This is a genomic window from Paenibacillus sp. J22P218, assembly GCF_056269195.1.
The window spans coordinates 308,841-332,846 of record NZ_JBWDNL010000004.1 but is presented as its reverse complement, the minus strand read 5'-3'; the positions used below and the strand labels follow the sequence as shown (position 1 = coordinate 332,846).

The following is a 24,006-nucleotide window of genomic DNA, read 5'->3' as shown; positions in this document are numbered from 1 at the left end:
ATGAATAAAGAATTAAATTTTTCACGTAACATTTATATCATATTGGCTGCCATTCTCATATTTGCGATCGTCATTCAACTGACTAGGTCGCAATTCATATTAAAATTTAATGAAAACAATCGTTTAATTCAAGAACGGCAAGAACTGCTTGCGAACTTGCAGTCTACTGAGAAGGGTGTTCCCGAGGGGGCTCCCTACTGTCTCGCCTATCTGTCGGGGGAGAAGGGGAGCGTTTCTCTCAAAAATAATGCTGCTCGAGCTCTTCAATATATGCAAAAACCAATTGCTGAGAAGGACCTGTCGAAAGATCCAATCAACCCTGAAGGCTGCGCCAGCGTTCTTATCGCTACAGAAAAACTGGATCGTTTAGGCGACATTCGCGTTATGTCAGATTATGTTTCTGGTGGAGGGCATGTATTTTTCATGATCACGCCGGAAATAGACGATAACTTTCTGCTTTTGTACAGAAAACTAGGTATTTTATCTTTTAGCGATCAATACGTTTCAATGGGCATTAAGATGACGTCAAACGTATTGATTGGAGAAGAGGGCCTACAGGTCGATGAAGGTATTGTCGCAAACTCTTCCATTATTTTAGATTTGGATGATGAGTCGGAGTTGCTGGCAGAGAGCGGTGATGGTATGCCTCTTCTTTGGAAACGTAATTATGGAAAAGGGGCATTTATCGTATTTAACGGAACAATGATGGAGGAGAAGGTTAATCGGGGATTGATAGCAGGGTCCGTCAGTTTGCTGGAACCTGATTTCATATATCCTATATTCAATTCCAAGATCTTCTTTATTGATGATTTTCCGGCACCTGTGCCAAAAGGGATAAATGCGCAAATATATCGGGCATACAATCGCGATATCCCGAGTTTTTTCCGTGATATCTGGTGGCCGGATATGCTAAAGGCGGCAAAGCAGTTTGATGTGAAGTATACAGCGGTTCTTATTCAATCCTATAATAATCGGGTTGAGCCTCCATTTCATGCGCCGGTAGACGAAGATCATTATGAGCTAATTGCTTACGGACGGGAAGTTATTAAAAGTGGCGGTGAAATCGGCGTTCATGGATATAATCATCAATCGTTGCAGATGAGTAAAAGAACTGCCGATAACTTCGGGTACATTGCTTGGAACAGCCCTATCAAAATGCAGCAATCTATTGAAGAAGTGTTAAGCTATTCGGAGAAAGCATTCCCAAACTACAAGGTATTGTCCTATGTCCCGCCTTCGAATGTACTGAGTTCGGAGGGGCGAGATGCGCTGAAGAAGGCATGGCCCAATTTGACGGTTATTTCTTCCTTATATAATACAGACGAAGATGGATTTGCTTATGTACAGGAATTTGAAATAGCCCCAGACGGAATAATTGAGATGCCCCGTGTCACGTCCAACTATACTGAACTGCCTTACGATAGATGGGTCGAGGCGAATACGATGACATCGCTCGGCGTATTTTCGCATTTTATTCATCCAGACGATCTTCTTGATAGCGAGCGAAGCTATAACAAAGATTGGGAAGGGCTCTATGAAGGATTCACTTCTAACTTGAAACGAATATCGAAGACGTATCCATGGCTCCGCCCGATGACATCTGCAGAAGGCGCATTGGATATGGCTGCTGCGCTGCAAAGCTCGGTAACATGGACGCACAACGAAAACCGCATTACAGGGGAAGTGAAAAATTTTCAAAGAAACCTCTACTATGTGTTGCGGACCGAACGAAAAATTGCAAAGCTGGAAAATTGCTCTGTGCGTAAAATCGATGACAATACGTATTTAGTCGAGGCGCAAGAGGCTTCATTTTCTATCGGATTGGGCGGATAAGCTATGAAAATATGTATTATCGCGGAAGGCTCGTATCCTTATATTACGGGGGGCGTTTCCAGTTGGATTCACAGTATTATTACGCGTATGCCGGAGCATCAATTTGTGATATACGCGATTGGAGCCTATAGCAAGCAGAAGGGGCAATACAAGTATAAGCTTCCTGAGAATATAGTAGAGGTAAAAGAAATATTTTTGGATGCCTATATGTTTGAAGATGGCGAGTGGGGACAGAGATTTAGGCTAACTAACTCAAAGAAAAAGGATATCAGGGCGTTACTGGGCGGAGAAGGCGATGTAGATTGGAACAATATTTTTAATTTGCTGCGGAGTAAAAAGTTTCAAAAAGTTGCCGACTTTCTGTCCAGCAAGGATTATTTCGATATTCTAGAAGATTTATGCCGAACCGATTTTAATTTAGTTCCGTTTACGGAAATGTTTTGGACGGTTCGTTCCATGATACTTCCGCTATTTCTAACTATTAGACATGAGGTGCCTCAAGCTGATTTGTACCACAGCGTATCGACAGGTTATGCCGGCGTTATTGGCGCATTGGCAAAACATGTCCACGACAAGCCTTTTATTTTAACTGAGCACGGGATTTACTCGCGTGAACGCGAAGAGGAAATCATCAAGGCAGATTGGGTGAAAGGATATTTCAAAGATTTGTGGATCGAGTATTTCTATCGACTTTCCAGTTGCGCCTATGAATCTGCTGACCGCGTCATTACGTTGTTTGGTCGGAATAAGGAAATTGAAATAGAGCTGGGCTGCGATCCGGGAAAAATTAGTATTATTCCAAACGGCGTCAATACAGAAGATTACAAAGGGCTTTCGGGTGTACTGGAAGATGGCATTATAAGAATTGGAGCCGTTGTGCGGGTTGTGCCGATTAAAGATATAAAGACGATGTTGCAAAGTTTTTTGATCGTTAAGCGGGAAGTGCCAAACGCTGAACTTTATGTCATGGGCCCCATTGAAGAAGACGACGAGTATTATTTGGAGTGTTTGAGCATGGTGAAGACGCTTGAGCTTGAGGATGTCCACTTTACGGGTGAAGTCAACATTAAAGACTACTTAGGAAGAATGGACGTTCTGCTACTTACTAGCGTAAGTGAAGGTCAGCCACTTGCCGTGTTAGAAGGAATGGCATGCGCCAAGCCATTCGTAACGACGAATGTCGGGAGCTGTAAGGAACTGCTTGCTGGTCTAGATGACGGTGTCGGACCTGCGGGACTTGTGGCGCCTGTTATGCATTATGAGCAAATCGGACAAGCGCTCATTCAATTGTGCAAAGATCGCAATTTACGCGAGGAGATGGGGCAGAATGGTCTCGAGCGCGTTCAGAGGTACTATAAACATAAAGATTTTATAGCGAGTTATCGTCATCTATATCAATCGTTAGGAGGTATGCGTGAATGGCAGGAATCGGCTTCGAGCTAAGAAAATTATTTCAAGAGCAAGGGCTCATTAACAATGCCAAGGCATACGCGTATTCGTCATTAACGACAGTAGGTCCGATGGTGCTCTGCATGTTTCTTAGTATTACGTTGCAGTGGATGATGCGCCGCTTCGATACGAGCTACGTGGAGTCGGAATTGTACGTCGCTACATTAACCTACGGCTTCGTATTCTCCATCATATTGACAAGCGGTATTTCGATGCTGTTGACGCGTTATACGGCGGATATGTTGTTTGAAAAAAAATACGACCGCCTTCTCGCTTCATATTATGGTGCTCTTATCGTATGCATCCCTATAGGGGCGGCAGTAGCCTGGTTTTTTTTACGCGGCGTCTCGGAGAACGCGGGCTATAAAGTAGCCGCTTATCTTTTTTTCGTAGAACTTATAGTTATCTGGATACAAGGTGTATATTTGTCGGCATTAAAGGACTATATGAGAATCGTAAGAAGCTTTGCGATTGGTACTGCAGCTTCATTGTTAAGCGGTTGGCTGTTGCTTGCTTACACCCCGATGCCTTCTACGACGGCTGCGTTATTAGCATTTGATATCGGATTTTTTATTATTGCCTTGCTATCCACGCTCCATTTCGAGCATATTTTTCCGCGCGGGCAAAGTCGACACTATTTGGAGTTTTTGGCTTATTTCAAAAAATATCGAGCGTTATTTCCGATAGGCTGCTTTATGTATGCTGGTGTATATGTACATAGTTTAGTTTATTGGTTCGGTGACCAAGGAATAGTTGTCGCCAATCAATACCATGTTATGCCCTTATATGATTCGCCTGTATTTTATGCGTTTCTCTCTGTAATTCCTACTTTGGTAACGTTTGTGGTTTCGGTAGAGACATCCTTCTACGAGAAATTTAAAATTTATTACAAAAGAATACTCGAGAGGGGTACTTATCTAGAAGTCAACACCGCAAAAAAAGAGATGCAAAAGACGCTTGTTCGGGAGATTGGCTTTCTGATGGAAGTTCAACTGCTCTTTACGATACTCTCGATTGCTCTAGGAATGCGCCTGCTGCCAAGAATCGGATTCACAATGGTGCATTTGGACTTGTTTGTCGTTCTCGTATTGGGTTATTTCTTATTTATTATGTTATTCATCTTAATGCATATTCTAATGTACTTCGATGATCGGAAAGGTGTGCTTATGATTAGCGGCTCTTTTGTCGTCATTAATATTGTGTTTAGCTTTTGGATGATGAAGATAGAAAACCATGGACTTGGCATGTTCATCGCTTCTAGTTTGGCACTTGGGGCGGCAATCGTAAGGCTGTTGTATGTGCTGCGGAACATTGATTACTATACGTTCTGCTCGCAGCCATTAAATATGCGACCCGAACATAACGGTAGGAAAATAAAGCTGAATAAATCAGGAATGACTATGTCTGTACTAGTGCTGGTTAGCGTATTGTTGCTGGCAGGCTGCAGTGATAATGGTTCTGCTGCGGGCAATGCCGATAATTCCTCAGATGACGCTGTAACGCAATCACTGTTGGAAACCGGTCTAACTGAAGATAAGCGAGTATACGAACAGGATCAGGACGACTCGGTTAAGACGTTGTACGTAACCGTATTGCCTGATGCGGCGGATGCAGGAGCGCCGATTAGTTGGTACAGCATGAATCGTTTGGAACAGAAGGAAAACAATCGTTCGTTGGAAGCAATCGTTCAAGAAGGTGCGGATGACGGTAAAGGTCCCGTGCCTGGAATGTTCAGTTATGGCACTGACACAGCGAATGCAAGCATTACTCTAAGGGGAAGAACGGCATTTCAGGAGCCACAGAAGTCGTATAAGCTCAAGTTGTTTGACGAGGCCGGTCTATGGCAAGGGCAACGGACTTTGAATTTGAACAAACATATGCTTGATCTGTCAAGAGTACGCAACAAGCTGTCATTTGATTTGATGGAGCAAATCCCTGATTTGACTAGCTTGAGGACGCAATTCGTACATTTGTATGTAAAGGATCTGTCCGAAGGGGCTCAGCAAGCGCAATATGTCGATTATGGGTTATATACCCAGATCGAGCAACCAAATGAAATGTTTTTAAAGACTCATTTGCTTGATCCTAACGGATATTTGTATAAGGTCGCCTTCTTTGAGTTTGGGCTGTACCCTGAAATTAAATCTGAGACGGATCCGGGCTACGATAAAGCTGCATTCGAGACGATTCTTGAAATCAAAGGCCGTGAGGAGCATCAGAAGCTTATTGATATGCTGAAAGACGTCAATAACCCGCAGATTCCTATCGAGGAAATAATCGAGAAGCACTTTGATTTGGACAATTTCTTAACCTGGACCGCTATTAATATTTTAATGGATAACATGGATACTGACGCAAACAACTATTACCTATATTCGCCTTTAAATTCGGAAAAGTGGTACTTTCTTCCGTGGGATTACGATGGCGCTTGGGAGTTGCAGAGGGAAGTAGGTTCAGCTGCGACCTATCAAAACGGCTTAAGCAATTATTGGGGATCGATTTTGCACAACAGGTATTTCCGGACGACTAAGCATGTACAACAGTTAACAGACAAGCTGAATGAGCTTCATAAATCAATCAACAAAGATACAATAGCCAAGCAGCTCGAGCTATATAAGGACAAGGTAAAACCTTTCTTAAGCAGTGCGCCAGAAGTCAACTTTTTGCCCGGTAAGGTTGAAGATTACGATAAAGAACTACAGCAATTGATCGATACGCCTGAGAGAGGCCTGGAGCGCTATTTCGCGGATTTAGAGAAACCAAGGCCGTTCTATCAAAGTGATATGGAATACGTTGGAAATGATATGCATTTTACTTGGGATTTATCATTTGATCTGCAGGGTGACGATCTCGTATACGATGTGACAGTTGCTAAGGATTTGAACTTTACCCAAGTGATCGCGAAAAAAACGGATTTGGTTAAAAATGAATTTGATACACCAATCCCTGCTCGAGGCACTTATTATTGGAAAGTCGTTGTGCGAGACAGTAAAGGGAATAGTCAAGACTCTTTTGATAGCTACTTGGCGCATGATGGTACACCTTATTTCGGGTTAAGACAGTTCGAGGTGGAATAGTATGCAATTTGAAGGAAAAAAGCTTAGAAACGAGTTTAAGCACTATTTGCATACGCATGAATACCTCTCGCTCCGGCATAAAGTGTCGACAATGCTAGAGATGGATCCGAATTCTATCGGTGGAGACGGTTATGGTATCCGAAGTTTGTATTTTGACGGTCCGCATGATCATTCCTTGTACGATAAGAACAACGGCGTGTTCGGCAGGGACAAGTACCGGATACGAATTTATAACGGCAGCGGCGAGAAGATCACATTGGAGCGCAAGAGCAAGTTCGGGGATTTCGTCTGCAAGGAAGCGGCTCCTCTCTCGAGGAAAGAGTACGATGACATACTAGCAGGAGATTACGAGTGTTTGAGAGATAAAGAGCATCCGCTGCTCAAGGATTTCTATCTTGCGCTAGCGCATCGGGCGTTCAGGCCGATTGTTATTGTGGATTATGTGCGCGAGGCCTATGTTTATGAACCGGGCAATGTGCGTATTACATTCGACAAGCGGCTTGCGGCAGGTGTCAATACGGTGGACTTGTTCAATACGGAACTCGTGCTCCAGGAGGCGCTGCTTGCGCCTCAGACGATCCTGGAAGTGAAGTTCGACTCCTTCCTGCCATCCAACATTCGGTCGCTTCTACAACCGGATAAAATCGTCAGATCGGCCATCTCGAAGTACGTCATCTGTCGTGAAGTAACCATCAAGCATTTTAAACAATAGCTTTTCAGGGGGCAATTATGGAAGAGACGCTGAATTTTCAGGATATTATCAAGAAAAGCATGCTTCACCTTGAAGCGTTCCGCAGTATTTCCTACGTCGATATGGCGCTTGGGCTTTTATGCGCATTCGCAATCGGATTGTTTATTTTCTGGATTTACCGCAAAACGTTTCGCGGGGTCGTATACAGCTATAATTACAACGTATCCTTCGTTCTGATGACGATGATTACGGCACTCATTATTATGACTATCAGCACCAATATCGTATTGTCGCTCGGCATGGTCGGCGCGCTCAGTATCGTCCGTTTCCGGACGGCGGTCAAGGATCCGCTCGATATCGTCTATATGTTCTGGGCCATCGCGGCTGGTATCGCAAGCGGTGCTAAGATGTATCCACTAGCCTTGATCGGATCTGTCATTATCGGATTGACGCTTGCGTGGCTGTCCCGTCGTAAAGTGAAGGAGCAGGCTTACCTTCTCATTATCCGTCATTCGGATATCGCGAATGACGCGATTAGGCAGCAGCTTCGCAAGCTGGACGCTAAGCTGAAATCGAAGACGGTCCGCAAAGACTTCACGGAACTGACGGTGGAAGTGCGGCTGCGCGACGATAACACGGCTTTTGTTCACGCGATTAGCGCTATGGAAGGCGTCCACGATGCTTCGCTGGTCAATTATACGGGTGATTACGCCCAATAAGAAGAAGGCGGCCTATTGGCCGCCTTTGTTGTCTTCAATGGCCTGAAGCGTAATTTCAGCGCAGGTGCCTACACCGAGCGTGCTGCGGAATTCGATCTTGCCCTTATGGTTGGCCATAATCTGCTTGCAGACCATGATGCCTAGTCCGTTACCGCTTCTCTTCTTGGTGAAGAACGGTTCGCCGAGCCGCTGCAGATCCTCCTCCGACATACCGTCCCCTTCATCGGTGAAGCGGATGATAACGCCGTCGCCTGTGGAAGGCAATACATCGATCGTCAGGTTGCCGCCGCTTGTCATCGCTTCGAAGCTATTCTTAAGCAGGTTGATGAATACTTGCTTAAGCTGATTGGACTCGCCCAGCACCATGGCTGTCTCTAGCTGCTTGTTGACCGTGAGCTGCACGTTGTGCAGATTGGCTTCGGCATCAAGGAGGGTGACGATCTGCTGCAGCGTATCGACGACATCGATCGGCTGCACATGGATCGCCTGCGGCTTCGCAAGCACTAGGAATTCGCTAACGATGAAGTTAATCCGATCAAGCTCTTCGAGCATAATGTCGAGATGGGAAGGGGACAGCTTCCCTGTCTGCTTCTGGAGCTGCACGAAGCCCCGCAGCGTCGTGAGCGGATTACGCACCTCATGGGCGACGCCTGCAGCCAGCTGGCCGACGACGGACAGCTTCTCTGATTGCCGCAGCATCTCCTCCGTCTGTTTCCTCGCCGTTATATTCCGCGAGATCGCCGCAATGGCGACAATCTCTCCTTGCTCATCCCGCACCGAGGACAGCGTAATGCTCAGGTCGATCGCCGATCCCGACTTGTCGTAGCGAATCGTCTCATAATCGGTTACGGAGCCGCCGGACAGCACCTTTTCGGTAATCTCGCGATAATCGCGTTCATAGTCTTCTGGCACATGGTTAAGCTTCTTGCCTAGCACCTCGTTCTCGCTCCAGCCATACATCGCTTCGAACGCTTTGTTCACCTGCATTATGTTTCCGTTCAGATCCGTGACATGGATTGCGTCGGCCGTATGGTTGACGAATGACTCCAAATACTGCTTCATGCTCTGCAGCTCGGCAGCGGAGTTCTTCAATTGCGTCATGTAATGAAATAAATTATTGCCCATTGTATTGACCCGCGAGGCGAGCGTTCCGAGCTCGTCCGTGTTCCGGATCGTAATCGTCTCGCCGAAGTTGCCGTCGGCAATGGCGTTGACCTTGAATAATATTTGATTCAGCGAACGCATCATGAAGCCGGCTATAAAGTAGCTGGCGAACATCGTTATGACCACGAGGCACAACGAAATGACGGAATGGATGAAGAGCTGATGGTTCAGCGTATCCTGAATGCTGCTGAGATCGAATGTGATGCCGATGACATAGGTCTTATCAAGGGTTATTGACATGAAGCTGCGCATGATTTCCTTGCCGCCCACCATCTTCTTGACGCTATGCATCAAGTTGTCGTCGAGCGCCAGCTGAATATAGACGGAATCGACGTACGTATCCTTGTACTTGTACGTACCGAATGGAATGTCGCGCACGTCCAAATTGTAGACGGGCTTGCCTTGCTTCATCTTGATAATCGGTTTTTTGCCGAAAAATTGCGGGTCGAATCCTGTTACCTCCAGCAGCTCGGGATGGTCGTCCGTCAGCTTGTTAATGACCGCTCCGCTGCCTATTTTATCGTTGAAATCAAGAAATACTTGGGCGTCTATATAGGGATTGATAATGTAATTGGTTGTTCCGTCGTAATAATAGCCCCATTTGTTTGTAAAATCGGGGTCGGTGGAGGAGAAGTTGATCGGTCCTGACCAGAAGTTCGTCAGTTTCTGTCCTTCCGGAATCGTAACAGCATGCTCGTCGAACAACTGGCTGAACGCGGTGTACCAATAATCCCACGTTTTCGAGCTGGCCCCGATTTCTTTCGGATAGGAAGATTTCTGAGCGACAATGTCGTCCGATGTCCGCTTCCAAAGCGTAATATGATCGACGCCGATCTCTTTGCTCAGCGCGACTAGCTGTTCGTTGGTCACCTGGTCGATGTCTGGGTCAAGCTGTTCCTTTGCGGCGATAGCCGCCATCCGCAGCTTTTCGCCGATCGTGTCCTCCATGAAGCGTTTCGCTTTCTCGGAGCTTTCCACAGATACGGCAACCTGCTTGGCGATATTTTTCATTTGCTGCTCGGCGTTCGCCTGCAGGTCTTGCTTAGAGGAGAAATGGTAAATTCCAATATTAAGAATGAGAATTATGGCGACTATGGCCGAAATGGCTACGGAGAGCTTAGCTTTGATGGACAACGGATTGTTCCTCCCAGGTGTCTTGGATGTCATCTTAACAATTAGACGCTGGGAGGCCAAAATCCTGTTTTTAACTTGCGGATATAAATTGGAGATTTCTAGGTGGCTAAAGTAACGCTCGAGTAAACTGCTCCTCGTCTAAATATTGCTCAGCCTCTTCATACGTTTCGAACGCCGATTCGAGGTTTAGGCCGGAGTATACATACCATAGATCGTCCTCGAATAGCAGTGTAAGCGTCGCATTGTCAGGTCCGATCCATTTCTCTTCCTTCGGCGGCTTGCGCCCGGCAGACTTGCTCTTGGAGGGAGCTGCGGCCTGCAATCTCGGCGTTGTCGCGAGAGAAGTGATTGATTTCATAATCAACGCGCGAAGCTCGGCTTCGTTGTAATCGCGAATGTTGACCATGCCTTTGTCGTCGGTCGTCACGCCGTTCACTAGCCCGGCGAATACGAAGCCGTTGCCGTTCGGATGCAGGTGGTAGACGACGGTCTTCTTTTCATGCGCGCTGTCTTCGAAGTGGAAGTTGACGCGTCCAAGCGAGACGTTATGCTGCGTGAGCTCCGCGAACGATTGGATGATGGATAGCTTTTGGTCAAAAGAAAGCATAGGCGTAGAGCCTCCTTGAAATGAGTATATCGATCATTGTACACGATATACCGGCTTCTATGCGACAACAGGCAAGGCCGCAGTCATCCGGGTAGGGACGGCTACGGCCTTGGCGCCTCGCTTCGATGGCTTGTTAAATGTCTTTCTTCTTGGCGATCAACGTCAATGCCCCGATGATAATGAGGGCGATCGCGATAAGCGGCTGGCTGAACAAAATTTTGTTGTACAGCGTGCCTAGCGAGAAGACGGCGAAGAACAGCAACGACAGAACGGTCAGAATGTTGATTGGGATAAGCAGCCACTTGTTTCGGTTGCCGAACCAGTAGAATTCGAACAAGCCGACCGCTGGAGCCAAAATGAATCCCGGCCACATATATCCCCAGCTGTCGAAGAGCATGCTGAATTGGCAGATGATACCGACCGTGAACAATACTCCGCCAGGAATCAATACGCCGATGCCTCTGCGTCCTAGCATCGAGAAATACATCCAGTGGAAGAATAGGCCTAGCGGGATTACGAAGAGGGATGGCCAGAAGTAAGCGAATATTTTGCCCGGACCGAACGATTCGCCTTGATTCAGGAACAGGACGACGCCGAGCAGGAGCAGCACCGCACCGCTAATGGTTCTTGCATTCATTCGAATGAACACTCCAATCTGATTTCAATTTGTTGTCATTAGCATATCATAGTTGTCAAAAACCTGTCCTCATGCTGCGGGTAGTTTGCAGTGCTGGACTTAAGTCCAGTTCTCTTTACAATGTAGGCAATATTATTCGGGATGATTATGGGCCTCCGTGCCAACCTCGAACGGCGAGGTAACACCCTCGTACATAAGATGCATGGTCATGCCTGCAGCCGCATGCTGCAGATTGTGGCAATGATCCATCCACAAGCCGGGATTATCGGCGAGGAAAGCGACCTCGTACACTTCCCCCGGCGCAACGTCTAGCGTATCCGACCACCACGGACTGCCTGTAACGTCTTCGTTATTGCGCGACAGGACAAGCATATGATGGCCGTGCAGGTGCATCGGATGGTCAACGGAGCTGCGGTTTATGATCGTGGTCTTGATGAGCTCATTCTCCTTCACGACGAACATCGGCGTATTAGGGAATACTTGGCCGTTAATCGTATCGTAAGCTGCGAAGCCGCCGTTATAGAAGGCAAAGCGATTGTCCAGAATCATCGTAAATTCACGGTCGAACTTACTGTCCGGGCCAAAAGGGGTCTCCGTCTCTGTGCCGTAGTGTGTCGGATCAAATACGGTCTTCGTCTTCGCAATGGCGGGCGGCTCGGCCTTTCCGTCTTGGCTCATAAGCAAGCCGAGCTTTTTGTTCTGGCCGATGCTTAACAGGACGGGATGATCAGGCATAATAAAGGTGACATCATAACGTGCTCCAGTTATGAGCTCTAGTCGCTCACCGAGAAGATCACCGGGCTCATGCAGATCTGTGCCGTCAATCGCGACCACTTGGAACGACGTTCCGGTAAGGATGAACGACTGTCTTACCCAGTCTTGCGTATTAATGAGCCGCAGCTTGACGGGGGTTCCCGGTGCTATCGCTTTGCTCTGCAGCGTATCATTTGCTCCGATCGCCATGCCAGCACCATCCCACACATGCGTCATGATCGTAATATCTTCATAAGCTTCGGCGTGAGTATCCTTATCGGGCTCGACGATTAGCGCACCGAACAAGCCCTTCTGCACGGCTTCCTTCGAGTTCTGATGCGAGTGATACCAGAACGTTCCGACTTGCTCGGCGATGAATCGGTACGTATGCTTCCCGCCGGGCATGACGGCGTTCTGCGTCGCGCCTGCTACTCCGTCCTCGGCATTGGGAACATCAAGCCCATGCCAATGAAGCGTTACGCCGCCTTCGATATCCTCGTTCAGCAGCGTCACCTCGACAAGCTCACCCTGCTTCACCCGGATCTCGGGACCCGGAATTTGGCCGTTGTACGTCCATGCCTCGATGGTGCGGCCGGAGGTGAGTTGCACGTTCTTCTTCTGAGCGGTGAGCGTGTACTTGCGGTCGGCCTTGCCTGATTGCGGTCCGGTTAGCTCGGTGACGGGGACATCCGCAGCGGTGGCGCTAGCCAGCGCTGGAACGCTGTCCTTATGATTATGGTTATGCCCTGGCTCCACAGATGAGGCAATGCCGTAATCAGGCTCGCCTGTCATCATGTTCAGCCGATCAGGCAGCTTGCTGCCTTGCATAGCGGTCAGTAGCGGGACGCTGCAGATCGCGGCAACGGCTGCGAACGTGCCTGTAAGACGCAGTCTCCGGCTCCACGGGCGATAGGAGAACGCCTCCGCTGACTCGGACGCCTTGCGGTTGCGGCTCGACTGCAGCATCCATAAGAAGCAGGCGAGCACCGTAAGCAGCGTTAATGGAATCGTAATATACGACCAGGCGAACGGAATCGGCGGCACGAATGCAAAATAAAACAAACCCGCACCGGTCAGCGCGGCAAAATGGTAAGGCGCTACAAGCAACGGCTCAGTCGATTGCCTGCGTCGCGACATGTCGGGTATAGCCGCTGTCTGCGGCCGTGTCCGCGCGAGCAGCATGCGTACCCGGGGGATCGCGCCGAACCACAGGAAGAGGACGGCTGCGGCGGCGAGCGGCGTGCGTAGCAGCAGACGGTCCAGCCAGAGGAGCGGATGCGCGTTCAAAGCGAGGAAGATGTCCGCCGCAGCCATAATAGAAGCGAGGACCGTGAGTGACACCGTCCAGAAATACAGCTTGCGCGTACGCTTGTGAAGCTCCTTCTCCGTCTTGTAATAGATAAGCTTGGAAGCTTTGTTGGCCGCGATAAGGGCGAATAGGACGAACAGCATAAGCGCGCCAAGCTCAGTGTTAATAGAGATAGAAAACATAGACGACAGCCTCCAATAATCATTCTTTTATTAAATGGTATCCGCTGCAGGCAACGCCCAAAACCGTCGATAGTCTTAGGCCTTCACTAGACTTGCGTCTAGTATTTTGACGAATGGACGGAGCCTCTACAAATAGCGGAAATAGTTCCTATTAAACGACAATATACACCTCTTGTGAACTTCTATGAAAGCGCTACAATTAAGGTAATAAGAAGCAGGAGGTGAATGGAATGAGCCAAGAACAAGAGATTGAATTGGTAGTTGCGGAAGAAGCCGCTGAGGTGGTATCGGAGGAGGCTGTAGCTGAAGAAGCTGCTGCTGCCGACGAGGAAGCCGTAGAGGAAGAAGCTGCAGCGGAAGAAGCGTCTGAGGAAGAAGCATCCGAGGAAGCGTCGGAAGAAGCAGTTGAAGAAGCTGCTGCTGAGGAAGAAGCTGCTGCTGAGGAAGAAGTTGCTGCAGAGGAAGAAGCAGCAGCGGAAGAGGAAGCAGAGGCCGCTGAAGAAGCGGATGAATCAGAAACGGACTAATGATGGCAATCATTTTAATAAAATAAGTGGGCTGTTTCCCGGACGTCATCGCACGGAGAAGCAGCCTTTTTGGCGTGTTTATCAACAGAGCCATATTTTGATTTACGGTAAATTACATATTGTTTAGTGCATAAAGGGCGCAGGTGTGCTACGATACGGATTGCTTTTGTTTCACCGTGCAACGGATTGTAACGCGCATCGCCACCAAAGGATGACGTTAGCCGTTTCGCTTTGAGCAACGTATTCGGAAGAAGGTGACATCTTGACTAACGCAGAGACGAAGAATGGACAAGGAAAGGCGAGGTCCAGCGAGCTGAATTTATTTATGCTCACATGGCCGATATTTTTGGAGATTTTCCTATTTATGCTGATGGGCATAGCCGATACGTTCATGCTGAGCGCGATATCCGACAATGCGGTATCGGGCGTCGGAGCATCGAATCAGTATTTGCATATTGCGATTCTTATATTGGAAGTCATCGGGAACGGGGCATCGATTGTCGTTGCGCAGTATATCGGTTCGAAGAAGTTTATTGAGGCGGCCAAAATATCGGCGTTAGCGGTCACGCTAAACCTGATTGTCGGCCTGATCATAAGCGGATTGTTCTTGTTGTTCAATCATGCTCTCCTGGAGCGGCTTAATTTGCAAGGCGAGATTCTGGATTACGCAAGCAGCTATTTATCGATTGTCGGGGGCATGATCTTCTTACAGGCAATCATTAACTCGGTTTCGGCTATCATTCGAGTACACGGATATACGAAGGAAGCGATGTATGTTTCACTGGGCATGAACGTGATTCATATCATTGGCAACTACGCGCTCATATTCGGCAAGCTTGGCTTTCCGGAGATGGGTGTGCAGGGTGCGGCGATCTCTTCGGTTGTCAGCCGGTTTCTTGCGCTTCTCATTTTCTTCTGGCTGCTCTATCGTATTATGGAAGTCCGGGTGCAGATTCGGTATTACTTCTCGCTGTCGAAGACGTATATCGGCAACATTATGAAGATCGGCATTCCATCGGCTTTCGAGCAGGTCATGTACCAGACCTGCCAAATTATTTTTCTCTATTACGCGACGTTCCTCGGAGCGTCATCGCTGGCGGCAAGGCAGTACGCGTCGAACATCTCGATGTTCACGTATTTGTTCGCTTTTGCGATCGGCATGGGAACCTCGATCATCGTAGGTCGGCTCGTTGGAGCGGGCAGGCAGAACGATGCTTATAAGCGCGTATTCAGCAGCGTTCGTTATGCGAGCTTGTTCACCCTCATTACGGTTGTGCTTGTGATGCTTTTCCGCGAGCCGCTTATGAGCATGTTCACGAACGACGAGGAGATTATCCGGCTAGGGGCGAACGTGCTGCTGCTTAGCATCGTGCTGGAGACGGGGCGGACGATCAACATTATACTCGTCAACTCGCTTCGAGCCGCGGGGGACGCGAAGTTCCCGCTATGGATCGGTATGTTCACGATGGTGGGCATGAGCTTGCCGCTCGGCTACTTCTTCGTGTTCCAGCTCGACATGGGACTGGCGGGCATCTGGCTGGCGATTGCGTCGGATGAATGGCTTCGCGCCGTTATTATGTTCTTCCGCTGGCGGAGCCGGGCATGGGAGCGGCATGCGATCGTCAAGCCGACCGGAGCGTCTGCGAAGGAGACAACTGTATAGAAAGACAGGGCTTAGGCCGTCGAAGCAAACTGCATGATGCAGGCTGCTTCGACGGTCTTTTTTTTCTACAACTGACCAATTAACGTACAGTATCTGTTTTCTGCCTCTTGAAGGTACTTTGCTGGATTTCTTCTGAAGCGACGACGCTTAGTTGTTTGTTTGCATGGCTAACGGACATACAGGACACTAATGGCCATTATTCGGCCGCTGCTGCATCGTTACGGACACCACAGACCTTAACTGCACCAATCGAAGCGACTTCGCTGCCAAACACACCTGTTAGAGTCTTATGTGTCCATAAGACCAGCTTAAATCGTTAATAAGGCTTATAAGGACCTCTAATGTCCGTTAGCAGTAGTGGTAGTTTTTTTGGATGGCTTACCATGGCTAACGGACATATAGGACACTATTGGCCATTATTCGGCCGCTGCTACATCGTTATGGACGCCACAGACCCTAACTGCACCAATCGAAACTATTTCGCTGCCAGACACACCTGTTAGAGTCTTATATGTCCGTAAGAACAGCTAAACTCGTCAATAAGGCTTATAAGGAACTCTGCTGTCCGTTAGCAGGAGCAGGTTTTTGTATGCTAATTGGTCGATCGTAGTTTTTTTTCAGGGCAGACGAGCTACGGACTTTTTACGAAAAAAAGTTAAAAAAACGCCAAAAATACGTTTGACAAATTCAGGAGAACCAACTATTATGAAGTCATAAACATTATTAAAGTTAGTATATAGTTAAATGTAAGTAAATTATAAATGACGTTATGGAGGAATTTAAAATGGCAAAATCAAATTGGACAGTAGACACTTCACACAGCGCGGTGGACTTTTCCGTAAAGCATATGATGATTGCAAAAGTAAAAGGCACCTTCCACACCTTCGAGGCTAACATCGTTGCTGATCCGCAGGATCTGACTTCGGCCGAGATCGACTTCAGCATCGACCTGACGAGCATAGATACGCGCAATAACGACCGTGACGCACACCTTCGTTCCGGCGACTTCTTCGAGACGGAGAAGTACCCGGCTCTGACATTCAAAGCAACGAGCATCGTGAAAACAGATGACGGCGAATACAACATCACGGGCGACGTAAGCCTGCATGGTGTAACACGCTCGGAGTCGTTCGCAGCGAGCTTCGAAGGCGCAGGCAAAGATCCATGGGGCAATGAGAAAGTAGGCTTTAGCGCAACAGGCAGCTTGAAACGCAGCGACTACGGCTTGACGTACAACGCAGCGCTTGAAACGGGCGGCGTACTGATCGGCGACGAAGTTAAGATTTCGATCGAGATCGAAGCGAATATTGCAGCTTAATCGAATCGTTTATGAACGGCTTATCGGGCAAATGTCCGGTAGGCTGTTTTTTGTTTTTATATTATGATAGGCGTATGATCAGGCAGACGAGGAGATATGGTTCATGGTGCATAATAACGGGGAACGCGCCCGAATTCGGAATATTGGTATTTTCGCGCACGTGGATGCAGGGAAGACGACAACGACGGAGCAAATCCTTTTTCATAGCGGACGGATACGTGCCTTGGGCAGCGTGGACGACGGCACGGCGCAGACGGATTGGATGGAAGTGGAGCGAGCGAGGGGCATTTCGGTACGTGCGGCTGCAACGCGTTACACTTGGCGCGACGTGACGGTTAATGTGATCGATACGCCGGGCCATGTCGACTTTCTGTCGGAAGTAGAGCGTTCGCTTCGGGTAATGGATGGAGCGGTACTTATTGTATCGGCGGTGGAAGGCGTGCAGGCACAGACGGAAGTCATTTGGCACGCGCTTCGGGAACGCGGAATTCCGACACTGCTGTATGTGAATAAGATGGACCGGGTAGGCGCGGACGCTTGGCGAACCGTATTGCAGATCAGACGGCTGTTGTCGGGAATGGCTACGCCTGTGCAGCTTCCGATTGGAGCCGAGGATAGCTTCGCCGGCAGCAGGGATCTGATGGCGGTGCAAGCGTCAATGGCGGGAAGTGCGGATGCCGAACGATTCGAGCAATTGCTTGTGGAGACGGCAGCTGAGCATGATGAGGCGCTGCTGCTGCAGTATATGGAGAGCGGCGAATTGCCGAGAGAAGAGCTGCGCGCTGCTATAGGTGAGTGGGCTTGCCGCGGTCAGCTGTTTCCCGTGCTGTTCGGAGCCTCGAACAAGGGAATCGGCATTGAGCCGCTCATGGATGCGATGACCCGGCTGCTGCCTCCGCCTCCTGCTGATGGGGTAGCCGATGGGCCGGTATCCGGCGTCGTCTTCCGCATCGAGCGCGATCCGGCGATGGGGCGTGTCGCCTATGTTCGCATGTACAGCGGAACGGTACGCAATCGCGATTCGGTTCGCAATGTGACGCAGGAGATTGACGAGAAGGTAACGCAAATAAGGAAGATCGACGGACAGCGGTCAGAGGACGTCGGGATGCTGACGGCAGGCGATATTGCCGCCGTATGCGGGTGGAATCAGGCGCGCATCGGCGATATCATCGGCAGCGCTGCTTATGTGCCCGTTGAGACGCGGATGGCTGTTCCGCTGCTGACGGTGCAGGTCCGGTGGCGGAACGAGGCGGAGTATACCGCCGTCGTCGCCGCCTTGCATGAGCTGGCGGACGAAGATCCGCTGCTCGATCTGCAATGGCTGCAGGAGCAGCGTGAGCTGCACCTGAAGGTGATGGGGCCGATTCAGGTTGAGGTGCTGACCCATGTGCTCAGCAGCCGCTTCGGCCTTGCCGTGGACTTCGGAGCGCCGTCTGTCATCTATAAGGAGACGCCGGCCAAGACAGGCGAAGGCTTCATCGCGTATACGATGCCGAAGCCGTGCTGGGCGATCCTTCGCTTCCGCATTGAGCCCGGCGAGCTAGGCAGCGGGCTTGTCTACGCCTCGCTCGCCCGGCCGGAGCGGCTGCTGGAGAGCTATCAGAACGAGGTCGCAAGGCGAGTGCCTGAGGCGCTTCAGCAAGGGCTGTTCGGCTGGGAAGTGACCGATCTTAAGGTGACGCTGCTGGAAGGCGAGCATCATGTATGGCATACGCATCCGCTTGACTTCGCGGTTGCTACGCCAATGGGGATTATGGATGGCTTGGCGCGCACCGGCGTGAAGCTGCTGGAGCCGATGGTTCGTTTCCGGTTGTCAGTACCGGAGGAAACCGGCGGCAAGATCATGAACGAGCTCGTTCAGATGCGAGGACAATTCGATTCGCCCGAGATGCGGGGCGAGCGGATGGAGATCGAAGGCATACTGCCCGTGGCGACGTCGCTCGACTTCCCGGCGAGGTTCGGGTCGCTTACGAAAGGACGCGGCGTCATGTCGACGTTCTTCGCAGGTTATCAGGAATCCCCGCCCGACGTGCAGGCTGAGCGAACGCGTACCGGCGTTAACCCGCTTGACCAGTCGAAATATATTTTGTATGTTCGCAAGGCTCTCGCACAGTCTTAGTGGAATTTCAGCTCTACTCAAGCTCAATCGGCTCATACATAGTCTAACTAATCATGCTTGGTTCACCCGCTGAACGTTGGAACGGCAATTGCGCCAGTCTGGGACAGATGCGGCGTTCATAGCGGAGTGGGGGGGCGCCTGTGATTGAGAATAGCACAAAAACATTGCGCTATTCAGGTCGGGTTTGGGTTGTTTAGAGGAAATAGCGAAAGGTTTTTTCGCTATTTCTGTATATGAGGCGTTCAGCAGGAAGTGTGGAGCGCCTGTGTTTGAGAATAGCGCAAAAACATTGCGCTATTCAGGTCGGGTTTGGGTGTTTAGAGGAAAAAGCGAAAGGTTTTTTCGCTATTTCTGTATATGAGGCGTTCAGCAGGGAGTGTGGAGCGCCTACGACGGAGAATAGCGCAAAAACATTGCGCTATTCAGGTCGGGTTTGGGTGTTTAGAGGAAATAGCGAAAGGTTTTTTCGCTATTTCTGTATATGAGGCGTTCAGCAGGGAGTGTGGAGCGCCTACGACGGAGAATAGCGCAAAAACATTGCGCTATTCTGGTCGGGGTTGGGGTGTTGGGAGGAAATAGCGAAAGTTTTTTTCGCTATTTCCGTGCATTTTCTATGCAAGCGTGGCCAATAGCGGCAGTTTGGGCCGCTAATTCGATGGCTGCAGTGGGAGAGCTTCAGTTAGCTCGAGTTCAGGCTGTTACAGCGCCATTATCCGGTCCGTTTCTTGTCTCTGTACTGCCCCGGCGTGATACCTTCCTGCTTGCGGAAGGAGCGTATGAAGTTCTGCGGGTTGTTGTACCGCAGCTTGGCGGCGATGTCCTTGATCGGCATCTCGGAATCAGCCAGCCAACGCTTCGCCATATTGAACCTGTACATCGACAAGTATTCGCTGAAGGAATAACCGGTTTCCTTGCGGAAAACGCTGCTTAAGTAGTTGGCATTGTAGTGCAATCTCGACGCGCATTCCTCCAGCGTCAGATCGGAATCGTAATGATGCTGGACGAGATCAATGATTTTCTCCGAAATGTTATGATATTGCGCCTCTTGGCGATCCTTGAAAATATTGACCATCGGAAGAACCGCTCTCGTCCAGAACCAATCCTCAATTTCCGCAGCTGTCCGCAGCTCCAGCAACTCCTCCAACAGCGAGCCCTTCATCGGATGAATTTGTTTCAAACTCACCCCTGACTCCTGCATGACAATAAGCAGATTGTTCAGCAGCCGCGCGAGCGGAATCTGGTATTCCTGCGGCGAGGACTCCACGCTGAATACCGCTTGGAGGAACAGCTTCACCAGCTCCTTCGATTTGTCCTTCTCCGCCAGCTTGATCGTATCCATCAGCTCGTTCTCGATATGCGACGGATAGTTCAACTTCAAATAAGGGTTGCCCGCGTTAATGTTCTCGTACTGGATGATGATGCCTTCTCCAAGCTTCATGCGATGCTTGAGCGCCTCCAATCCTTCGCGATAGGCGATCGGAAGCGAAGCGAAGGAGCTAAGCGGAAGGCTCATGCCGATGCTGGCTTGCACGCTCAAGTAGCTCGTTATTTGCTGCTGCAAATTTTCCGTGATCGCATACAACGAGTTATGGAACTCAGCGCGGTCGTCTTCGACGCTGCCGATCACAGTTACGACCGTATGGTCCATAATGACCGGAGAGAGCCGCTGGCCAAACGGAATAAGCTCTTCAATGATGTTGTGGACGGCGAACAACAGCAGTTCTAAGTCCTGCTTCGAATAGCGGCTGTTCTCGAAGAAATCGATTTGCAGCGTAATGACGGCCATCGACTTCCATTCGTCAAGCTGTACGCCGTAACCGAACTGAATCAGCTTCTCGTTCAGCTCGCTTTGCTTGACGCTTCCTTGCAGCGCCCTGATCAGGAAGAAGGTGCGCACCTGCGATATATGCTGGCTGACTTCCTTCTCGAGCTGCGATTTCGACTGGAACAGACGATGGACCTGCTCGCCGATCGCCTGGAATTCGTTCGACTTCCGCTTCTGAATATCGCCGAGTCTCTCGCCGATCTGATTCAGCAACAGCTGAATCGGCGAGTACATGCGCCGTGAGCCGACCCATGCCAGCAGCATGGACAGCAGGAGCATGAACAGGCAAATATAAAGCGTATAAAAGCCAATCTTTTTCGATTCCTTCGTCATGCTGGCGATGGATGTCACGGATAAGTAAGTCCATCCGTTCAAGTCGGAGCGGTAATACGTAATGGCATAGTCCTTCTGCTCCAGAACGGCGGTGAATTGGCCGGCGCTTTGCGACAGCTGCCCCATTAATAAACCGCTTACATTAATCGGTTTGCCAATAAGCTGCTGGTCGGGATGAAGCAGAATGCGATATTGATCGTCAACGATCATGATGCTGGAGGCGTTGTCTCCGTCGCTCTCGAGCAGATCCCGCAGGCTGCAGGTCGGAATATTGGCAAGCGCAAGCCCGTATTTCTCAAGGCCCGTCGTTGGGAACTTTTTGACGAGGCTTATGCTGTAGCTGCATGATGCATTGTTCGCATTCTCTTCGCTGTAGAACCATTCGGACGGATTAAGCACCCAAGAGGTGCTCTCCGGCACCTGCATCAGGCTGGCCAGCTCCTCATATTGGGCATAGGACTTAAAAGCGTACAGCCCGGAGTTCTTCACCATCCAGTTGTGGCGGTCGTTGATGAGGATGACATCCTCCAGTTTCGTATCGAACGATTGCATATGCCGAATCTCGTTGCGAAGGTCGTCGTACAGCATGAAGTCGTCGGCGGTTAGCGGGCGGTTCATCGCTTTTTTGAGCACGGTGGAGTTAATGACCTGATTCAGCGTGTGGTTGACAGTCGTCAGTTTCTGCTCTACATTTGAGTTAATTTGCATAATCAGTTGCATTTTTCCTTCGTTTACATTTTTCTGTATTTCCTTGGAAGAAGTAAAGTAGGAGAATGCGCCGATAAAAATAACGGGAAGCGTGCTGAGCAGAACCCCGAACATCGTCATCTTGCTTAGAAAAGTTAAAGATCGCACGGTACCCATCACCCTATCTGAATATAGATATAGTCATTATTTTAGTGATCATCGGCGGACTGGACAATAATCATCTCATCGCTGGATAATCATTTGCTTAGATTATGACGTGCAAAGCCTGCCGGGGCAAGCAGGAAACAGCTATTGGCACATACTGCGCTCGATATTGTAAGGGGGATTACGATGATAGAAGAGAAGCCGAACAGGCCAGGCAATCTATTGAAACGGACGGCATTTTTTCTAATAATTGCAATTGTATGCGCTTCCTGCAGCGGCAAACCGAACGCCGACCCAGCCGCAGGCAAGGATGATCGGACGCCGATTTCGATAATGGCTCCGCTCCACTTTCCGCATCCGCCCAGCGACGAAATAATCGCCCAGATCGAGGCGCTGACGAATACGACGCTCGATATCAATTGGGTGCCGGACGGTATTTATACCGATAAGATGAATACGTCGCTTACGACGAACTCCTTGAAGAAGGCGACCTTCGTGAAGCACACCGATTATATTTTTATCAAAAACGCGATTCGTTCCGACTCCTTCTGGGAGATCGGACCTTACTTGGAACAGTTTCCGAATTTGCGGCATCTCGATGCCGATATATTGGCGCAGGCTGCGGTCGACGGCAACATATACGGTCTTTATACGGAGAGGCCGTCCTCCAGGCAGGGCGTCATCATTCGCGAGGATTGGCTCGATCGGCTGGGAATGAACAAGCCCTCGACGCTTGACGAGCTATACGAAGTGATCAAGCAGTTTACAGTGAACGATCCGGATGGCAACGGCAAGCAGGATACGGTGGGGCTAGCCGATCGCAACGACCTCGTATTCGGCGCGTTCAAGACGCTCAGCTCCTACTTCGGGACGCCGAACAACTGGGGGCTATCGGCTTCGGGCAACGAGCTCATTCCGGAATTCGAGACGAAGCCGTACAAGGATACGATGAACTTCATGAAGCGGCTGTATGAGGAAAAGCTGATTAACGCCGACTTTGCCGTAACGAGCAAGGAGGTGCAGCGCGATAAGCTGATCCGAGGCGCTGCGGGCGTCTACATTGGCAGTATGACGGATGTGCAGCGGCTATCGGACGAAGCGAAGCAGATCAACCCCCAAGCAAGGTTTGCGCTTGTGAACCGGATTCAAGGCCCAGCGGGCTACCGGGTATGGTCGATACCGAATTACAACGGATTGTATTTGTTCTCGAAGAAAGCGATTCGGACCGAGGAGGAGCTGCTGGACATTCTCGCCTTTTTCGATCGTTCGATGGATAAGGATGTCGCAAATCTGTTGCGCTACGGTATCTTGAACATGCATTATACGCTGAGCGGGCAGTCGGTCGTACTGCCGGAGGAAACGTCGCAGCTGCGCGTTACGGATGTCGGAGCGCTTTATACGTTAATGATTGCGGATCTTAGCAATCCAAACGTGCTGGAGGCGGCGGAGAAGGAGACGATGTGGGAGCTGGCGGAGCGTCTTAGCGCAGATAACGAGAAATTTCTCGTGAAAGACCCTACAATCGGGCTGGAATCGAAAACGTACGACGAGAAGAGCATGGAGCTGTACAAAATCGTGTCCGACGCGACTTACAATTATATTTTGGGGCATCTGAGCGAAAGCGGCTTCGACGAAGAAGTGAATCGTTGGCGTCGCGAAGGCGGCAATGAGATTGCCAAGGAATATATGGATGCTTATTTTATGAAATAACAATAGTACTAAAGCAAAGCCTGCTGCGTCATTAGTGACGCGGCGGGCTTTTTTTGTACCGTTAAAGCCAGTCAGTTATCATCTCCTCCGACAATAATCATCTT

15 protein-coding genes are annotated in these 24,006 nt (G+C 49.6%); 10 read left to right on the top strand and 5 right to left on the bottom strand.

Annotated elements, in window-relative coordinates; genetic code table 11:
- From AC0YN0_RS19590 to AC0YN0_RS19570, 5 genes are read left to right on the top strand one after another with little or no spacing between them, the layout of a single operon-like run.
- A complete protein-coding gene (locus tag AC0YN0_RS19590) occupies positions 1 to 1,833 on the top strand; it encodes a DUF2194 domain-containing protein (protein ID WP_475822752.1) in 1,833 nt (610 codons plus the stop codon).
- Between the two features lie 3 nt (positions 1,834 to 1,836).
- Positions 1,837 to 3,276: a GT4 family glycosyltransferase PelF gene (gene pelF, locus AC0YN0_RS19585; protein ID WP_475822751.1), complete on the top strand. Its 1,440-nt coding sequence runs from the start codon at positions 1,837 to 1,839 to the stop codon at positions 3,274 to 3,276.
- Entirely contained in the window at positions 3,252 to 6,359 is a 3,108-nt protein-coding gene (gene pelG, locus AC0YN0_RS19580) for an exopolysaccharide Pel transporter PelG (RefSeq protein ID WP_475822750.1), read from the top strand. Before pelF ends, pelG begins: the two co-directional genes overlap by 25 nt.
- 1 nt (position 6,360) lies before the next feature.
- Positions 6,361 to 7,071 carry a polyphosphate polymerase domain-containing protein gene (locus tag AC0YN0_RS19575; RefSeq protein ID WP_475822749.1) on the top strand — a complete coding sequence of 237 codons (711 nt, stop codon included), beginning with the start codon at positions 6,361 to 6,363 and terminating at the stop codon, positions 7,069 to 7,071.
- A 17-nt stretch (positions 7,072 to 7,088) separates the two neighbouring features.
- Positions 7,089 to 7,769 carry a DUF4956 domain-containing protein gene (locus AC0YN0_RS19570; protein WP_442049388.1) on the top strand — a complete coding sequence of 227 codons (681 nt, stop codon included), beginning with the start codon at positions 7,089 to 7,091 and terminating at the stop codon, positions 7,767 to 7,769.
- A 12-nt stretch (positions 7,770 to 7,781) separates the two neighbouring features.
- Here the strand turns inward: AC0YN0_RS19570 and AC0YN0_RS19565 are convergent, their stop codons facing one another.
- From AC0YN0_RS19565 to AC0YN0_RS19550, 4 genes are all read right to left on the bottom strand, one after another.
- Positions 7,782 to 10,067, bottom strand: coding sequence for a PAS domain S-box protein (locus AC0YN0_RS19565; RefSeq protein WP_475822748.1), 2,286 nt, complete (start codon positions 10,065 to 10,067; stop codon positions 7,782 to 7,784).
- 106 nt (positions 10,068 to 10,173) lie between these two features.
- Positions 10,174 to 10,674, bottom strand: coding sequence for a hypothetical protein (locus tag AC0YN0_RS19560; protein WP_475822747.1), 501 nt, complete (start codon positions 10,672 to 10,674; stop codon positions 10,174 to 10,176).
- A 133-nt stretch (positions 10,675 to 10,807) separates the two neighbouring features.
- Positions 10,808 to 11,311 carry a hypothetical protein gene (locus AC0YN0_RS19555; RefSeq protein WP_337100789.1) on the bottom strand — a complete coding sequence of 168 codons (504 nt, stop codon included), beginning with the start codon at positions 11,309 to 11,311 and terminating at the stop codon, positions 10,808 to 10,810.
- Between the two features lie 132 nt (positions 11,312 to 11,443).
- A complete protein-coding gene (locus tag AC0YN0_RS19550; protein WP_475822746.1) occupies positions 11,444 to 13,555 on the bottom strand; it encodes a multicopper oxidase family protein in 2,112 nt (703 codons plus the stop codon).
- Positions 13,556 to 13,785: 230 nt separating this feature from the next.
- Between AC0YN0_RS19550 and AC0YN0_RS19545 the strand changes: the two genes are divergently transcribed.
- The 4 genes from AC0YN0_RS19545 (at position 13,786) to AC0YN0_RS19530 (ending at position 19,182) form a co-directional block, all read left to right on the top strand.
- On the top strand, positions 13,786 to 14,082 hold the full coding sequence (locus AC0YN0_RS19545) for a hypothetical protein (protein ID WP_475822745.1): 297 nt from the start codon (positions 13,786 to 13,788) through the stop codon (positions 14,080 to 14,082).
- A 262-nt stretch (positions 14,083 to 14,344) separates the two neighbouring features.
- Positions 14,345 to 15,745 carry an MATE family efflux transporter gene (locus tag AC0YN0_RS19540; protein WP_475822744.1) on the top strand — a complete coding sequence of 467 codons (1,401 nt, stop codon included), beginning with the start codon at positions 14,345 to 14,347 and terminating at the stop codon, positions 15,743 to 15,745.
- A gap of 784 nt (positions 15,746 to 16,529) precedes the next feature.
- Positions 16,530 to 17,063 (top strand): YceI family protein, encoded by a 534-nt coding sequence (locus AC0YN0_RS19535; protein WP_475822743.1) that lies wholly within the window; start codon positions 16,530 to 16,532, stop codon positions 17,061 to 17,063.
- A gap of 103 nt (positions 17,064 to 17,166) precedes the next feature.
- Positions 17,167 to 19,182 carry a GTP-binding protein gene (locus AC0YN0_RS19530; protein ID WP_475822742.1) on the top strand — a complete coding sequence of 672 codons (2,016 nt, stop codon included), beginning with the start codon at positions 17,167 to 17,169 and terminating at the stop codon, positions 19,180 to 19,182.
- Positions 19,183 to 19,891: 709 nt separating this feature from the next.
- Here the strand turns inward: AC0YN0_RS19530 and AC0YN0_RS19525 are convergent.
- Entirely contained in the window at positions 19,892 to 22,195 is a 2,304-nt protein-coding gene (locus tag AC0YN0_RS19525) for an AraC family transcriptional regulator (protein ID WP_475822741.1), read from the bottom strand.
- Positions 22,196 to 22,339: 144 nt separating this feature from the next.
- Here AC0YN0_RS19525 and AC0YN0_RS19520 point away from each other — a divergent pair, with 144 nt between their 5' ends.
- The gene (locus tag AC0YN0_RS19520; RefSeq protein ID WP_475822740.1) at positions 22,340 to 23,902 is read left to right on the top strand and encodes an extracellular solute-binding protein; all 1,563 of its coding nucleotides are present in this window, start codon (positions 22,340 to 22,342) and stop codon (positions 23,900 to 23,902) included.
- Positions 23,903 to 24,006 lie beyond the last annotated feature (104 nt).

Coding starts and splice junctions, on each gene's coding strand:
- AC0YN0_RS19590 (WP_475822752.1), top strand. CDS start 1: ATGAATAAAGAATTAAATTTTTCACGTAACATTTATATCATATTGGCT.
- pelG (WP_475822750.1), top strand. CDS start 3,252: ATGGCAGGAATCGGCTTCGAGCTAAGAAAATTATTTCAAGAGCAAGGG.
- pelF (WP_475822751.1), top strand. CDS start 1,837: ATGAAAATATGTATTATCGCGGAAGGCTCGTATCCTTATATTACGGGG.
- AC0YN0_RS19575 (WP_475822749.1), top strand. CDS start 6,361: ATGCAATTTGAAGGAAAAAAGCTTAGAAACGAGTTTAAGCACTATTTG.
- AC0YN0_RS19570 (WP_442049388.1), top strand. CDS start 7,089: ATGGAAGAGACGCTGAATTTTCAGGATATTATCAAGAAAAGCATGCTT.
- AC0YN0_RS19555 (WP_337100789.1), bottom strand. CDS start 11,311: ATGAATGCAAGAACCATTAGCGGTGCGGTGCTGCTCCTGCTCGGCGTC.
- AC0YN0_RS19560 (WP_475822747.1), bottom strand. CDS start 10,674: ATGCTTTCTTTTGACCAAAAGCTATCCATCATCCAATCGTTCGCGGAG.
- AC0YN0_RS19545 (WP_475822745.1), top strand. CDS start 13,786: ATGAGCCAAGAACAAGAGATTGAATTGGTAGTTGCGGAAGAAGCCGCT.
- AC0YN0_RS19535 (WP_475822743.1), top strand. CDS start 16,530: ATGGCAAAATCAAATTGGACAGTAGACACTTCACACAGCGCGGTGGAC.
- AC0YN0_RS19550 (WP_475822746.1), bottom strand. CDS start 13,555: ATGTTTTCTATCTCTATTAACACTGAGCTTGGCGCGCTTATGCTGTTC.
- AC0YN0_RS19530 (WP_475822742.1), top strand. CDS start 17,167: ATGGTGCATAATAACGGGGAACGCGCCCGAATTCGGAATATTGGTATT.